Origin of the sequence: Pseudomonas cichorii, from assembly GCF_019719005.1 — a bacterium.
GTDB classification, from domain to species: domain Bacteria; phylum Pseudomonadota; class Gammaproteobacteria; order Pseudomonadales; family Pseudomonadaceae; genus Aquipseudomonas; species Aquipseudomonas cichorii_E.
The window spans coordinates 1-15,078 of record NZ_JAIGPJ010000019.1; the positions used below are offsets into that span (position 1 = coordinate 1).

General features: G+C 57.0%; 12 protein-coding genes and 1 pseudogene. 7 read left to right on the plus strand and 6 right to left on the minus strand.

The window, feature by feature from the left end; genetic code table 11:
• Positions 1-556: 556 nt before the first annotated feature.
• Positions 557-1,858, plus strand: coding sequence for an Nramp family divalent metal transporter (locus K5D32_RS15020; protein WP_221600886.1), 1,302 nt, complete (start codon positions 557-559; stop codon positions 1,856-1,858).
• Positions 1,859-2,069: 211 nt separating this feature from the next.
• Here K5D32_RS15020 and K5D32_RS26290 read toward each other — a convergent pair.
• Together K5D32_RS26290 and K5D32_RS15025 are read right to left on the minus strand one after the other, a co-directional pair.
• Positions 2,070-2,242: pseudogene (locus K5D32_RS26290) on the minus strand (chemotaxis protein); the annotation flags it as partial.
• A 4-nt stretch (positions 2,243-2,246) separates the two neighbouring features.
• Positions 2,247-3,119 carry a LysR family transcriptional regulator gene (locus K5D32_RS15025; RefSeq protein ID WP_221600800.1) on the minus strand — a complete coding sequence of 291 codons (873 nt, stop codon included), beginning with the start codon at positions 3,117-3,119 and terminating at the stop codon, positions 2,247-2,249.
• Positions 3,120-3,256: 137 nt separating this feature from the next.
• Here K5D32_RS15025 and K5D32_RS15030 point away from each other — a divergent pair, with 137 nt between their 5' ends.
• Entirely contained in the window at positions 3,257-3,682 is a 426-nt protein-coding gene (locus tag K5D32_RS15030) for a VOC family protein (protein WP_221592808.1), read from the plus strand.
• Between the two features lie 82 nt (positions 3,683-3,764).
• Here K5D32_RS15030 and mqo read toward each other — a convergent pair whose 3' ends face one another.
• On the minus strand, positions 3,765-5,408 hold the full coding sequence (gene mqo, locus K5D32_RS15035; protein WP_221592809.1) for a malate dehydrogenase (quinone): 1,644 nt from the start codon (positions 5,406-5,408) through the stop codon (positions 3,765-3,767).
• A 794-nt stretch (positions 5,409-6,202) separates the two neighbouring features.
• Positions 6,203-6,697, minus strand: coding sequence for an Lrp/AsnC family transcriptional regulator (locus tag K5D32_RS15040; protein ID WP_200992997.1), 495 nt, complete (start codon positions 6,695-6,697; stop codon positions 6,203-6,205).
• 142 nt (positions 6,698-6,839) lie between these two features.
• Between K5D32_RS15040 and K5D32_RS15045 the strand changes: the two genes are divergently transcribed.
• Positions 6,840-7,790, plus strand: coding sequence for a DMT family transporter (locus tag K5D32_RS15045; protein WP_221600802.1), 951 nt, complete (start codon positions 6,840-6,842; stop codon positions 7,788-7,790).
• 255 nt (positions 7,791-8,045) lie between these two features.
• Positions 8,046-8,495, plus strand: coding sequence for a cupin domain-containing protein (locus K5D32_RS15050; protein WP_260407402.1), 450 nt, complete (start codon positions 8,046-8,048; stop codon positions 8,493-8,495).
• Between the two features lie 69 nt (positions 8,496-8,564).
• On the opposite strand, the gene K5D32_RS15055 is transcribed toward K5D32_RS15050, so the two are convergent.
• Entirely contained in the window at positions 8,565-9,329 is a 765-nt protein-coding gene (locus tag K5D32_RS15055) for a carboxymuconolactone decarboxylase family protein (RefSeq protein ID WP_221577820.1), read from the minus strand.
• 19 nt (positions 9,330-9,348) lie between these two features.
• The gene (locus K5D32_RS15060; protein WP_221592811.1) at positions 9,349-9,933 is read right to left on the minus strand and encodes a nucleotidyltransferase family protein; all 585 of its coding nucleotides are present in this window, start codon (positions 9,931-9,933) and stop codon (positions 9,349-9,351) included.
• A gap of 226 nt (positions 9,934-10,159) precedes the next feature.
• Here K5D32_RS15060 and K5D32_RS15065 point away from each other — a divergent pair, with 226 nt between their 5' ends.
• The 3 genes from K5D32_RS15065 to K5D32_RS15075 all read left to right on the plus strand — a co-directional run bounded on the left by K5D32_RS15065 (position 10,160) and on the right by K5D32_RS15075 (position 15,041).
• A complete protein-coding gene (locus K5D32_RS15065) occupies positions 10,160-10,774 on the plus strand; it encodes a TetR/AcrR family transcriptional regulator (RefSeq protein ID WP_221592812.1) in 615 nt (204 codons plus the stop codon).
• An 80-nt stretch (positions 10,775-10,854) separates the two neighbouring features.
• Complete coding sequence (locus K5D32_RS15070; RefSeq protein WP_221600804.1) at positions 10,855-11,964, plus strand: efflux RND transporter periplasmic adaptor subunit; 1,110 nt, start codon at positions 10,855-10,857, stop codon at positions 11,962-11,964.
• Positions 11,961-15,041 (plus strand): efflux RND transporter permease subunit, encoded by a 3,081-nt coding sequence (locus K5D32_RS15075; RefSeq protein WP_221600806.1) that lies wholly within the window; start codon positions 11,961-11,963, stop codon positions 15,039-15,041. Before K5D32_RS15070 ends, K5D32_RS15075 begins: the two co-directional genes overlap by 4 nt.
• Positions 15,042-15,078: the final 37 nt, after the last annotated feature.

The window sequence follows — 15,078 nt, forward strand, 5'->3', positions numbered from 1 at the left end:
GCGGTTGCCACATGCTCAATCGGTAGAAGATTACGAAGCGCTGTTGCCGTGGAACTGCTCACCGGAAATGCAACGGTAAACGAACTGCCTATCTTGCGGTAGGTGGGGTTTGTGGAGCGGATACCCTGTTTTGACGATCCGGCGCCGTCTCTAATCAATCGATTTAGAGGCGTGCATCATGAGAATCGTATCCATCTTCAGTTGCTTTACGCAGTCAGCCCCCCTCACAAAGGCAAGCCCTTTAGGGTATTGGCGTTTGCTTTTAAGCCATCGCTTCAAATGATGCCTCGGCCTTTTCTGTATTGTTTGGGGTGTAGTCACCCTTCTGGTCGAGGATCACCCCAGTCGCGTTTTGTTGCAGCTCTTCCAGTAATGCATGCACACGACCCGCATGGTTTCACGTGCCATAAGCACTGAGAAACCTTCATCAACTCTAACTGACAACCTGGGGTTGAAATATCTAAAAACACATTTTCTTCAGAATTGTTGTACGACGTCTAATGAGCTGTGTTCGACTGCGACGGATCTAACAAAAACAATAATGGAGACATCCTCTATGGCAAGCATTCCTTCCGTTGAAGGTCAGGCATCCGGGCGCGCACAAAATCGATTTACACGAATGCTGAAACTGCTGGGGCCAGGCATCATTGCCGTACTGTCCTGGCTAGGTGCAGGTGATCTGATTACGTCGTCCGTCGCAGGAGCGAATTACGGTTACGCGATGATGTGGGTGTTGGCGGTTTCTCTGCTGCTGAGATACCTGATCGTAAACATCATTGCTCGCTTCCAGTTGTGCAACAACCAAGGCATGACAATCCTTCAGGGTTATGCGCAACTGAATCCCTTTTTTGCCTGGTTCATGCTTGTTTATGCCTTGCTGATGGGGCATTTGATGAATGCCTACATGATCAAAGGGGCAGGTGAGTCGCTGGCGATGCTGTTCAAGATCGACCACCCATTGCTCTGTTCGGTAGCGGTGGTGCTGGCTGTATGGATGCTGGTCGGTCGCAACATCTATTCAATGATCGAAGGCGTGATGAAGTTGTTACTGGCTGTCATGACCCTGGCCTTTATCGCCTTGGCTGTCATGTCCGGCCCGGATGTTGTGGGTATCGTCAAAGGAACCATTGGTTTCAGTATCCCGCCGGATGAAGGTGTGCATGGCGCGCTGTTGGTTGCGGTATCGGTGATCGGCGCGGTTGCGGGTTCCATTGCAAACTTCGTGCATCCCTATGTCATGCGCCAGAAGGGCTGGGTAGGGCCGCAGCACAAGCGTGTTCAGCGTAACGATTTATTGTTTGCCGTGTTCGTCGGGATCGTCATTAACCTGGCCATCTGGATTGTCGGAGCGGAAATTCTGCGGCCAAACGGTATCGAGGTGAAGACCCTGGGTGACTTGGGCAAGGCGCTGGAAATGTTCTTTGGCCCCGCTGGTTGGTATGTGTTCTTTATAGGCGTATTCGCGACTCTGTTCGCCAGTATTTCAGGAAAAACCACTGCATTCCCGATGTTGATTACCGATGCGTTCCAGCATGTCAGTCCTGCTCGTCGCGAGAGGTACGGTAAAGAGTTTCACCATGACCCCATGCATAAGTGGTTCATGCTGTTCATTCTGGTAACGCCATTGATCTGGTCGCTGCCTGGCATGCCGGATTTCGTGACCTTGACCATTGGGGTCAGTGCGCTGAACATCATTGGTTTGCCGGTCATTTCGCTGGGCCTGTTGATCATGTCCAACCAGAAGTCGCTGCTGGACAAGAAATATCGCAATAACCTGTTTGAAAATATCGCATTGTTCTTCGCAACATGCCTGGCGCTCTGGGTCGCTTTCCAGCTGGGTGTCGACCTGTTTACCTGATACTGAGTCGCCGAGGAGGCTTACTGCCTCTTCGGCTCTCGGCTTCTCGTTCTCGGAGTTTTGTCAGAGTCTGAGCTTGTTATGTGCGGATACAGAACCAGACTCCTGCACTCGTTAGAAGTCTGAGCCTTCAGAACTCAGACCTGAAACCTGGCCGCTTCCCGTTGCAAGCCTGCTGCGAGGTTGTTCAGGTTGCCGCTGGTCTTGAGCAGAGCGCTCCTGCAATTTCCTTGGTCGACTTGCCGGTATTCTGTGCCAGCAGGCGCACTTCATCGGCAACCACTGCCCGGCACGAGCAGCTTCGATGGCGGCGTGAGTGTCAGGCAGGTTGGGGGCTTTGGTGGTTATTTCCTGGGCTCCCTTTACAACATCTGCAACTCTTTCCCCGTCACGTTCTCTGCACCAGTCCCTCCACCAACTCGATCAATAGCCTCACGGGCTCGCTCAGATTCTCCTTGGTGCGATGCACAAGCCCTACATCCCGATGAAATGTGTGAGCGCCCAGTTCCAGTGCCCGGACTTCGGCAGGCCATTGCCTGTGATCGGCGGTCTGTGGAACCAGTGCCACGCCTACGCCATTGGCGACCAGTTTGATGATGGCTTCCAGTTCGTCCAGCTCGCAGGTTTCGCGCAGGGTGAAGTGCATCTGGCGCAGGAAGCGATCAACTTGCCGGCCGCCGAACGAGGTGCGGTCGTAGCGGATCAGGGGTTGCGTGGAGAGCAGTTCTGTCCAGTCATCGCCTGGCAGGTGGCTCGGGACAATCAGGCGATAGGGTTCGCTGGCCAGGGCTGTCCAGCGCAGATCGCTTTGCAGGGCGAAGGGTGGGCGGATGATGGCGGCCATGTCGATCTCGCCGGCATCCACCAGGTTAAGCAGTTGCATGGAAACGCCGGGTATCACACGGGTGCGGCACTGTGGCCATTGGCGGTGAAAGGCTGCCAGTGCGTCGGGTAACAGCGAGCGCTGGACCGAGGCTATTGCACCGATGTTGAGCAGGATGCTTTCGGGTTGCCCGGAGGCTGTCGAGCCCAGGTTGTTGTACAGGCGGATCAGTTCCTGGGCTTGCAGGAGAGTCTGATGTCCCATGCGGTTCAGGTGAGCCGTGCGGCCCTTGCGGTCGAATAACGGGAAGCCCAGTTCGGTTTCCAGGCGCTGCATCTGGGCGCTGACGGCTGCCTGGGTGAGGCCGATGCGGTTTCCGGCGGCAGCGAAAGTGCCTTCCTGTGCGACCGCGACAAGGGTCTTCAGCTCGCGAATCATTGATAAATCTCTTTTGTTAATCTGAGAAATATATATTGATTTTATTGGTTAGTCGCTGCTTCTATGATTTCTCCAGTACTTGAACAGCCGCGGGCAAGCCCTTGCGGTTGATAAAACCAAAAAGCCTGGAGTTCCTGATGAGCCTTTCACCCTTTCACCTTGCGATCCCGGTCTACGATCTTGCGGCTGCGCGTTCTTTCTATGGTCAGGTATTTGGTCTGGAAGAAGGGCGTTCCAGCGATCATTGGGTCGATTTCAACTTCTATGGCCATCAACTGGTGATTCACGAAGCGCCGAAGAACGCAGTGCAGGAAAGTGCGCATAGCAATCCGGTGGATGGCCATGATGTTCCTGTTCCGCACTTTGGCATCGTGTTGCAGTGGGGGCAGTGGGAGGCACTTGCCGAGCGTTTGAGGTCATTCGAGACACGGTTTGTGATCGAGCCTTATATCCGCTTCAAGGGGCAGGTGGGTGAGCAGGCGACCATGTTTCTGCTGGACCCTTGCGGCAACGCACTTGAGTTCAAGGCGTTCAAGGATATGAGTCAGTTGTTCGCGAAGTAGGTGTCAGGACAGTAGAGGGGGAGTGCGGTAGAGCGGCTTCAAGAAAAAGCCCCATCAAACCAGGTTTGATGGGGCTTTTGTATTACAGCGCCATATCAGTCGCGGCGTTGCTTTCGCGTGGCTTGGCAGGTGTTGCTGCCGGAGCCGCCGCTGGTGCTGCAGCGCCAACAGCTGGAGGAGCTGGCAGTTGCAGGACTTCGCTGGTGTAAGCCCATTCCTTGGCAACCTGATCAGGATGATCGTTCAGCTTGGTGCCGTAGCTTGGGATGATCTGGTGCAGTTTTTCCTGCCAGGCAGGGGTTGCAACCTTGTCTTTGAAGATCTTCTCGAGAACGCCCAGCATGATCGGAGCTGCGGTCGATGCACCTGGCGATGCGCCCAGCAGGCCGGCAATGCTGTTGTCCTTGGAGCTGACAATCTCGGTACCCAGTTTCAGGACGCCGCCTTTCTCTTCATCACGCTTGATGATCTGAACGCGCTGACCTGCCTGCCACAGACGCCAGTCTTCTTTCTTGGCGTTAGGGAAGTATTCTTTCAGGGCCGCGAAGCGATCGTCATCGGACTGCATCAACTGGCCGGCAAGGTACTCAACCAGTGGGTATTCCTTGATGCCGACGCGGGTCATTGGCCATACGTTGTGCAAAGTAGTGCTGGTCAGCAGGTCCAGGTAAGAGCCTTCTTTCAGGAACTTCGTGGAGAAGGTCGCGAATGGGCCAAACAGGATAACGCGCTTGCCATCCAGTACGCGGGTGTCCAGGTGAGGGACCGACATCGGAGGTGCGCCAACCGAAGCCTGACCATAGGCCTTGGCCATGTGCAGATCAGCGATCGCCGGGTTTTCGGTCACGAGGAACGAACCGCCGACAGGGAAGGCACCGTATTCCTTGGCTTCAGGAATACCGGACTTCTGCAGCAGGTGCAGTGCACCGCCGCCCGCGCCGATGAATACGAACTTGGCGTCGGTTTCGGTTTCTTTACCGTCTTTCAGGTTCTTGTAGGACACGCGCCACGAGCCATCAGCGTTACGCTTGATGTCTTCGACTTCGCTCGACAGTTGCAGATTGAAGTTAGGCTGGTTTTTCAGATGGCCCACGAACTGGCGAGTGATTTCGCCGAAGTTCACGTCGGTACCGATCGGAGTCCAGGTCGCCGCGATTTTCTGGTTTGGGTCACGCCCTTCCATCATCAGCGGAACCCACTTCTTGATCTGCTCCTGATCTTCGGAGTACTGCATGGCACTGAAGAGAGGGTTGACCTTCAGGGCTTCATAGCGGCGTTTCAGGAACGAAATGTTCTTGTCGCCCCACAGGAAGCTCATGTGCGGGGTGTAGTTGATGAACGAACGCGGGTTTTTCAACACACCGTTCTTGACCTGCCACGCCCAGAACTGGCGGGAGATCTGGAAGGATTCGTTGATTTCGATGGCCTTGGAGACGTCGATCTTGCCGTCTTTTTCTGGCGTGTAGTTCAGCTCGGCCAAGGCAGAGTGACCCGTACCGGCGTTGTTCCAGCCGTTCGAGCTTTCCTGGGCGACACCATCAAGACGTTCAACCATTTCGATCGACCAGCCTGGCTCCAGCTCATTGAGCCAGATACCCAGGGTCGAACTCATGATTCCTCCCCCGATGAGCAAAACGTCTACTTTTTTTGCTTCAGCCGCATGCAAGGGCATGAGACCCATCGACATAGCCAGCCCCAGCAGAGCCGTGTTCATTTTCTTCAACATACTGTGATCCATATGATAAACGCCATCCGCTCTCTACTTCAGCTCATGGGCGCTGTGGCGTGTTGCATGCTTAGCCGCATGCGACAAACTCTCGCACCCACAAGGACTAGAGATGGACATACAAGGCCAATACAATAACGCTTAGACCTCACTTTCTATGTCCTCCTGCGCTGACTTCTTATCATCATTGGCTTCAGCGGCTTGAGTGACACATAGTTCTGTTGGTATGGCTCCATGCGCAGCGAAGACATCCTCCCTGCACGCGCAAACCATGCCCATCAGCTTCCTCACGGAGTTCCGACACGGAGCCGGTATTCATAGACACGTCTGTGGTGTCTTGCCCGTCATCAAGGCTGCTGCGACATGCTACGGTGACCTGCGTGTCATAAGCTCATCATCGTCAGATTCGGCGAGGGCGCGCATGCTGCCATGTTCTGGCTGGCGCTCCAAGTCGGCGATGACGCGGCATTTTCGCATAATGTGAACCTCTGGCGCGAGGTGCCATCACGTTCTAGAGCCTTATCCTGCCTACTCTGTCGTGCCTGATGTCATCCAGAAACTGCTTTTTGCGCGCCGTTCATGTAACGATCAGCGCGTTTTCCTGCTATCGATAGCACGCTAAATATTACTGAATGTATCCAGTATTGCCGTCTGATCGGCGATTGACCGGGCGCACAAAGGCGTTTTTTTACCCTTTGCGGCGTCTGAAAGCGCCTGTCTTTCTTGTTTCGGCCTGTCTGGCCCGAAGTTTAGGGCTGTTTTCTTCGCCGTGACGCGCTGACTGATGACGCAGGTTATCTAGGTTCGGCCAGGGTCAGCCCGTTGGGTGGCAGTGGCAACGCCGTTTTGTAAAGCACCTGCTTGAGGGCGAAGCTGGAACGGATATTCGCGACCCCCGGAATCTTCGACAGGTGATCCAGGATGAAGCGTTCCAGGTCCTGAATGTTGGCCACCAGAATGCGCAGCAGATAATCGGCATCTCCGGTCATCAGGTAGCACTCCATCACTTCCGGGCGGTCGGCTACAGCCTGCTCGAACAATCGCAAGGCATTTTCGACCTGTTTTTCCAGGCTGACATGGATGAAGACATTGAGATGCAGACCCAATACCTGGGGATCCAGTAGCGTCACCTGGCCTTTGATCAGGCCTGCTTCTTCCATGGCCTTGACCCGGTTGAAGCAGGGCGTAGGTGACAGGTTTACCGAACGCCCCAGGTCCGCATTGGTGATCCCGGCATCCTGCTGCAGGGTGTTCAGAATGCTGATATCGGTTCGATCCAGTTTTTTCAAAAGAATAAACCTCTTCAAAATCTTAATTTTGCAGAGATTACATCTTTGATCTGATGGATTTATAGCCAAGAAGGGAGAAACTTTCTCCCGAGACGCCAGTTAAAATTTTTCCCTCTGAACACGCTTACAGAAGAGGGAAAACATGCCAGACGCAAGCAAGCACAACGCCATGGTGACTGACTCGGCTCAATCGCAAAGTCTGGTGTCCTCTCCCAAGGCCAAGGGTGTACTTCTGCTGGTCATGGCAATCCTGATCTGGGGCGCCAACTGGCCGGTCATGAAGGCTGGCCTTGAGCACATCACACCGGTCTGGTTTTCGACCCTGCGCTTTGCGAGCGGCGCAGCCTGTCTGCTGGCATTGCAACTGGTGACCGGCAAGCTGCGGCTGCCCACCCGCCAGGATCTGCCGCTGATCCTGAGTGTCGGCCTGCTGCAAATGCTGACCTTCACCGTGCTGGGCGCCATTGCCATGACTCAGGTACCGGCCGGGCGCTCTGCGGTTCTGGCCTACACCACGCCGTTGTGGGTGACGCCGATAGCGGTCATGTTCCTGCGCGAAAAGCTGTCCACGCGGCAACTGATCGGCACATTGCTGGGTGGCGTCGGTGTCTGTGTGTTGTTCAATCCCCTGACGCTGGACTGGGGCAACGGCGCATTGGTGAAAGCCAATCTGATGCTGCTGGCGGCTTCGTTCTGCTGGGCAATGTGCATCCTGCATCTGCGCTACTCAAAGAACACCGCTAGTGCTTACCAACTGGCCCCTTGGCAGATGCTGGTGGCCACCATTCCCCTGATCGCACTGGCTTACTTCACCGAAGGGCCTTTCACGGGCGATGGCTCGAGAACCTTGTGGGAGATCCTGATTTTCATGGGGCCTCTGGCAACAGCGTTCTGCTTTTGCGCGGTCAATGCCGCCAGCATGTGGCTTTCCAGCACCAGCATGTCGACGGCAATGCTTGGTGTACCGGTCGTGGGGCTGTTGATGTCGGTGATCTTCATGGGTGAGCAACTGACGATGACCTTGATTGCCGGGATCATGGCGATCATCGGCGGCATCCTGATCGTGACGGTCAAGCGTTCCAGCGCAGCCTGATGCCGTGATTGATGAAGCTGGCTCATGGCGGTTAGCGGATTCAGCTGACTAATCACTGGTTCTTCAGGCTGATAGATTGGGGCATGTCGTGTCACCGTAAAGGGATTCGGCAAACCCGACGCAGCCGCTTACAGAGTGGGCATGAGCCAGGCAGCTCTCTGATGACGTCCTTCATGCCCCCGCGGAGCGCTCATCCATATAGATGGAGTACTGTCTTTGAAGACGCTCGCAGCAACAGCACTTTCCCTTTCTCTTCTGGCAGCCGAGGCCCATAGCGAGACGAGTCCGGTTGTGACTGTCACTCAAAACGGCTCTCAGCCTTCGGCCAAGGGTCCAGCGGATTACTTCACCGGCCAGGTGCGCGTGGATGCTCCTTTCAAGGGCACCGGTGATGCACGTGTCAGTGGCGCAACGGTCACCTTCGAGCCGGGCGCTCGCACGGCCTGGCATACCCATCCACTGGGTCAGACCCTGATCGTCACCGCCGGTACCGGCCTGGTTCAGCAGCAAGGGCAACCGATCAGGACCATCCGGCCTGGCGATACGGTATGGATTCCGCCTCATACCAGGCATTGGCATGGCGCGACTGCGAAAACCGGCATGACCCACATCGCCATTGCCGAGTCTCTGGATGGCAAGGTTGTGGACTGGATGCAGCAGGTCAGTGAGCAGGAATACGCTCAGGCGGCTGCCCTGGATAAATGACTGTTGAGGCTTTGACGAACCCTGCAGAATCACCACGGCGACTCTGCAGGGTTCTGGTTTGAGCGGATTTCAGCTCTTGCGCGAATCCAGCACTTGCTTGAGCACCGGCACGGCAGACATCGCTTTCGGCCAGCCGGCATAGAACGCCAGGTGGGTGATCACTTCCGAAGCCTGGGCCTGAGTCAGGCCGTTGTCCATGGCGCGGTTCAGATGAAACGGCAGCTGCGCCGATTGATTCTGGGTAATAAGCGCTGCGACGGTGATCAGGCTGCGATCCCTTGGGCTGAGATCGGTAGTTCGCCATAGATCGCCAAACAGAACGTCATTGGTGTAGCGGGCAAGATCCGGTGCGACAGAGCCAACGGCGTTATCGACGCTCTCCCGACGTTTTTTCTCGCTTTCCTCGTTCAGCGTCAGTCGCTCCTTCGAGGGCTGTAACTGCTCGCTCGTGATCCCTCTTTCGGTAAAGACCGTTTTCGCTACAGCCGCTGCCGACATTGCATTTGGCCAGCCGCTGTAGAACGCGAGATGAGTGATCAAGGCGCTGATTTCGCCGGGTTTCAGGCCATTGTCCAGGCCCAGATTGATATGACCGGTCATCTGCGCCGTTTGACCGCCGGCCAGCAGAGAGGCAAGGGTGATCAGGCTGCGGTCGCGGGGTTCAAGGTCTTTGCGTTTCCAGACTTCGGCAAACAGTACGTCTGTCGTGTAGCTATATAACTGTGGCGCGACTGCCAGAACATCCGGTGAAGGCTTGGGGTCCGGCTTGGGTGTGTCTTGACTGGCTTCTGCCATTGAACACGCGAGAAAGGTCGCAGCGGCTAAGTGTTTCATGGTCTGTATTTCCCAGATTTCAGTCCAAATGAAGTTGTTCCGGCGTATCGACATCGCGCACAGTGCCGGGATCATCCGTTGCCATGAGGTCGCATACCGAGGCATTGGCTGCCAGCAATGTCTTTGCGCCCTGATCGCCTTTGAGCAAAAGAAGTTCTGGCCAGAAATGGCGGCCGATAATGACCGGGTGCCCGCGCTGTCCGGCGTATACCGGCTGGGCGATACGTTGTGGATCGGCCAGTTGCACAAGGTTGCGCAGGGTCGCCGTTTGCAGCCAGGGCATGTCGGCAAGCAGGATGGCGACTGCGATGGCGGGTGAGGGCATCAGTGCTTCGATACCGCTGGCCAGGCTGTGTCCCATGCCCAGATCGGCCTGTTCGCTGCGCACGATGCCAACATCGGGCACAATCCCCAGCGCCTGGGCATCGTCATCGCTGCGCAACACCACCCAGGCCTCACTGAAAGACTGTCTGGCAGTGTCGATACTGGCTTGCAGCATGCTGCGCCCGTCGGGCAGAAGCGCCCGGCGCTTGTCGTCCGCAAAACGTCGGCTGCGTCCGGCAGCCAATATGAGGCCGATCACGTGGGGTGCAGACTCATTCATCCGGAGTCCTTGAGAGCAGGAACAGAGTTGAACAGGCATCATAGAAGATGGTCAGGGATTCATTAAGCTCGCAATACGGGATGGAGTCATGAGCTGTTTTCATGAATGGATAGCAAGCAGGTAGGAACGAATTCATTTGCGAGAGGGCCAGAAGGTAGAAAGTAATGACCAAATTGCAATATAGTCACTTGTTGTCAATCAGCGTCACGCAGGCCAGGCCGGGAAAATGACTGAAAACATGAATGCATCCCCCTCACGCGGTCCTTCGGATCATAGCGTTCGCGACCAGATCGTCGAAGCCGCCACCCAGCACTTCGGTCATTATGGTTACGAGAAAACCACGGTGTCCGACCTGGCCCGTGCCATCGGCTTTTCCAAGGCCTATATCTACAAGTTCTTCGATTCCAAGCAGGCTATTGGTGAGGTGATTTGTACCAATCGACTGGCCGCCATCATGGTAATCGTCGATGCCGCCGTAGTGGATGCGCCCACCGCTTCGGAAAAGCTGCGCAGAGTGCTCAAGGCCTTGGTAGAGGCGGGCAGCAGTCTGTTTTTTCATGACCGCAAGCTCTTTGACATTGCTGCTGTCTCGGCCAGGGATCAGTGGCCTTCGGCGCGTGTGCATGAAATGCGGCTGCGGCAACTGATCGAGCAGATTGTCCGGGAAGGTCGGGAGGCTGGCGAGTTCGAGCGCAAGACACCGCTGGATGAGGTGAGCAATGCCATTTATCTGGTGATGTGGCCTTATATCAACCCGGTGTTGTTGCAGTACAGCCTTGATCGGGCCGATGAGACAACCGTCCATCTGTCGGCATTGATCTTGCGCAGCATGGCGCCTTAACTACAAGTTGTGACTATTGACTTAATTGGTCACTGGAATGAAAATCTGGCTCTGGATCATCAATCTGAGCTCGTGCCCTCATGTCTCGTCGCCGACCTGCTGCCATTGCCCTTTGTTTATTGCCGCTCTTCCTGACAGGGTGTGGCGACTCCTCCGTCGTCCCTGATCCACGCCTTCAGGCGCCGCTGGTCAGGGTCGCGACGGTTCAGGAGTCAACGGATATCTCGCGTTCCTTCACCGGCACCGTCGCGGCGCGGATTCAGAGCGATCTGGGTTTTCGTGTATCGGGCAAGGTGCTTGAGCGCCTGGTCGATACCGGCCAGAGCGTCCGGCAAGGTCAGCCGCTGATGCGTATCGACCCGGTGGACCTCAGCCTGCAGGCGAAAGCGCAGCAAGAGGCGGTTGTTGCCGCGCAGGCACTGGCCAGACAGGCTGTCGATGACGAAGCGCGGTATCGGAATCTGGTCGCTACCGGCGCCGTTTCGGCTTCTACCTACGCCCAGATAAAAGCAGCGGCGGATTCTGCAAAGGCGCAACTCAGTGCTGCGCAAGCCCAGGCTAATGTGGCCAGAAACGCCACCAGCTATGCCGTTCTGCTGGCCGATGCGGATGGCGTCGTGGTGGAAACCCTGGCCGAGCCCGGTCAGGTTGTCAGTGCCGGGCAACCGGTGGTGAGGCTGGCCCGGGCGGGACAGCGTGAGGCCATCGTGCACTTGCCCGAAACCCTGCGTCCGGCTGTGGGCTCCGTGGCACAAGCCACCCTTTATGGCAGCAGCCTGGGTTCCGTGCCTGCAAGATTGCGTCTGCTCTCCAACGCCGCCGATCCCGTGACCCGCACTTTCGAGGCGAGGTATGTACTCGAGGGCGCGATGGCCAGCGCACCGCTGGGGGCGACGGTCAGTCTGCAGATCGCTTATGGCGCAGCGTCCGCTCAAGCTCTTCAAATACCCATGGGTGCGCTTTACGATCCTGGCACCGGTACCGGCGTGTGGACCCTTTCCGGCAAGCCTTTGAAGGTGAGCTGGCAACCCGTTCAGGTGCTTGCCCTGCATGACGATGTGGTACGGATAACCGGCAATCTAAAGGTCGGCGAGCAAGTGGTGGCATTGGGAGCCCATCTGCTGCATGACGGCGATCAGGTCCGGCTGAGCGAAACACTGGATGCCAGAGTCGTCGGGAGCCAGCCATGAGCGAAGGGCGTTTCAATCTGTCGGCGCTCGCCGTTCGCGAGCGCTCCGTCACCCTGTTCCTGATCTTTCTGATTTCCGCTGCCGGGATCCTGGCTTTCTTCGGCCTGGGACGTGCAGAAGACCCGCCGTTCACGGTCAAGCAGATGACGGTGATTACCGTGTGGCCCGGGGCTACGGCGCAGGAAATGCAGGATCAGGTCGCCGAGCCGCTGGAAAAGCGCCTGCAGGAACTGCGCTGGTACGACCGGTCAGAAACCTACACGCGTCCTGGCATGGCTTTCACCATGCTGTCGTTGCTCGACAGCACACCACCTTCGCAAGTGCAGGAAGAGTTCTATCAGGCGCGCAAGAAAATCGGTGACGAAGCCAGGCTCTTGCCGGCAGGTGTCATCGGCCCCATGGTCAATGATGAATTCTCCGATGTGACCTTTGCACTCTTTGCCCTCAAAGCCAAAGGCGAGCCGCAACGGCTGTTGGTACGCGATGCCGAGTCTCTGCGCCAGCGCCTGCTGCATGTGCCAGGCGTGAAAAAGGTCAACATCATTGGCGAGCAGGCCGAGCGGATCTTTGTGTCCTTCTCCCATGATCGTCTCGCGACGCTGGGCATTTCTCCGCAGGAAATCTTTGCTGCCCTGAACAGCCAGAACGTGCTCACCCCGGCCGGTTCGATTGAAACACTGGGGCCGCAGGTCTTTCTGCGCCTGGATGGTGCTTTCGACAGGCTGAAAAAGATTCGTGACACACCGGTTTCGGTACAGGGCCGTACCCTGAAGCTGTCGGACATAGCGACGGTCGAGCGCGGCTATGAAGATCCGGCGACCTTTCAGGTACGCAATAACGGAGAGCCAGCCTTGTTGCTGGGTGTCGTGATGCGCGAAGGCTGGAACGGCCTGGATCTGGGCAAGGCCCTTGACGCTGAAACCACGAAAATCAATGACGGCATGCCGTTGGGCATGACCCTGAGCAAGGTGACCGACCAATCGGTGAACATCAGCTCATCGGTCGATGAATTCATGGTCAAGTTCTTCATCGCCTTGCTGGTGGTGATGCTGGTCTGCTTCCTGAGCATGGGCTGGCGCGTGGGTGTTGTGGTCGCGGCGGCCGTACCCCTGACGCTGGCGGTGGTATTCGTGGTGATGGCGGCCACCGGCAAGAACTTCGACCGAATCACCCTGGGGTCGCTGATCCTGGCGCTGGGTTTGCTGGTGGACGATGCAATCATCGCCATCGAAATGATGGTAGTGAAAATGGAGGAGGGCTACAGCCGCATGGCCGCATCGGCCTATGCCTGGAGCCATACCGCGGCGCCCATGCTTTCCGGCACGCTGGTGACCGCTATCGGCTTCATGCCCAACGGTTTTGCCCAGTCCACGGCTGGCGAATACACCAGCAACATGTTCTGGATCGTCGGCATTGCGCTTATTGCGTCCTGGGTTGTCGCCGTGGTGTTCACACCTTACCTGGGTGTGAAGCTGCTGCCTGAACTCAAGCAGGTGGAGGGCGGTCATGAGGCTATCTACAACACGCCCAACTACAACCGTTTTCGCCGTTTCCTGAAAAACGTGATTGCGCGTAAATGGCTGGTCGCCGGTACGGTAATCGCGGCCTTTGTGGTGGCGATTATCGGCATGGGCCTGGTCAAGAAACAGTTCTTCCCGACCTCTGACCGGCCGGAAGTGCTGATCGAAGTGCAGATGCCATATGGCACCTCCATCGAGCAGACCAGTGCTGCAGTTGCCAAGGTCGAAGCCTGGCTGCAAAAGCAGAAGGAAGCCCGGATCGTCACGTCCTACATCGGCCAGGGCGCACCGCGTTTCTATCTGGCCATGGCGCCGGAGCTGCCTGATCCATCCTTCGCCAAGATTGTGGTCCTCACGGACAGCCAGGAGGCACGTGAAACCCTCAAGTTCCGTATTCGTGAGGCGGCTGCCGAAGGTCTGGCGCCTGAGGCGCAGGTCCGGGTGACTCAACTGGTGTTTGGTCCGTATTCGCCGTTCCCCGTGGCCTATCGCGTGATGGGGCCTGACCCCTTGAAGTTGCGCGAAATCGCTGGCCAGGTTCAGAAGGTATTGCAGGCGAGCCCGATGATGAGGACCGTCAATACCGACTGGGGACCGTTGGTGCCTGTGCTGCATTTCTCGCTGGATCAGGACCGCCTGCAGGCAGTGGGCCTGACGTCGAATGCCGTCGCGCAACAGTTGCAGTTTCTGCTCACGGGCGTGCCCATCACAGCGGTTCGGGAAGATATCCGCTCGGTGCAGGTGGTAGGTCGCGCAGCGGGTGACATTCGCCTCGATCCCGCGAAGATTGCCGGTTTCACTCTGGTGGGCTCGGCAGGGCAGCGTATTCCGTTGTCTCAGGTGGGCGATGTCGATGTGCGGATGGAAGACCCCATTCTGCGACGCCGGGATCGTACGCCGACCATCACGGTGCGCGGCGACATCGCCGAGGGTCTGCAACCGCCCGATGTGTCCAGCGTTGCCCTGAAGCAACTGCAACCGGTCATCGACGCGCTGCCCGATGGCTACCGGATCGTGGAGGCGGGTTCGAGCGAAGAGTCGGCCAAGGCCAGCAAGGCGATGCTGCCGCTGTTCCCGATCATGATTGCACTGACCTTGCTGATCATCATCCTTCAGGTGCGGTCGATCTCGGCCATGATCATGGTGTTTTTCACTGCACCGCTGGGGTTGATCGGGGTGGTGCCGACCCTGCTGCTTTTCCAGCAACCCTTTGGCATCAACGCCCTGGTGGGTCTGATCGCGCTGTCGGGGATCCTGATGCGCAATACCCTGATTCTGATCGGCCAGATTCAGGACAACAAGGCCCAGGGGCTCGACCCTTTCCGTGCCGTGGTGGAAGCCACCGTGCAGCGTGCCCGTCCTGTGCTGCTGACGGCGCTGGCGGCAATCCTGGCTTTCATCCCGCTGACCCATTCGGTGTTCTGGGGAACGCTGGCCTACACCCTGATCGGCGGCACCTTTGGCGGCACCATCATGACGTTGGTGTTCCTGCCGGCCATGTATGCCATCTGGTTCAGGATTCGTCCTGACACCCAGTCAACCGAAAAGGCAGCATGACCAGTGTCGTGCTGCCACTGTGTAATGAAGAGGTTTT

Coding starts and splice junctions, on each gene's coding strand:
- K5D32_RS15020 (WP_221600886.1), top strand. CDS start 557: ATGGCAAGCATTCCTTCCGTTGAAGGTCAGGCATCCGGGCGCGCACAA.
- K5D32_RS15030 (WP_221592808.1), top strand. CDS start 3,257: ATGAGCCTTTCACCCTTTCACCTTGCGATCCCGGTCTACGATCTTGCG.
- K5D32_RS15075 (WP_221600806.1), top strand. CDS start 11,961: ATGAGCGAAGGGCGTTTCAATCTGTCGGCGCTCGCCGTTCGCGAGCGC.
- K5D32_RS15060 (WP_221592811.1), bottom strand. CDS start 9,933: ATGAATGAGTCTGCACCCCACGTGATCGGCCTCATATTGGCTGCCGGA.
- mqo (WP_221592809.1), bottom strand. CDS start 5,408: ATGTTGAAGAAAATGAACACGGCTCTGCTGGGGCTGGCTATGTCGATG.
- K5D32_RS15065 (WP_221592812.1), top strand. CDS start 10,160: ATGACTGAAAACATGAATGCATCCCCCTCACGCGGTCCTTCGGATCAT.
- K5D32_RS15070 (WP_221600804.1), top strand. CDS start 10,855: ATGTCTCGTCGCCGACCTGCTGCCATTGCCCTTTGTTTATTGCCGCTC.
- K5D32_RS15045 (WP_221600802.1), top strand. CDS start 6,840: ATGCCAGACGCAAGCAAGCACAACGCCATGGTGACTGACTCGGCTCAA.
- K5D32_RS15055 (WP_221577820.1), bottom strand. CDS start 9,329: ATGAAACACTTAGCCGCTGCGACCTTTCTCGCGTGTTCAATGGCAGAA.
- K5D32_RS15025 (WP_221600800.1), bottom strand. CDS start 3,119: ATGATTCGCGAGCTGAAGACCCTTGTCGCGGTCGCACAGGAAGGCACT.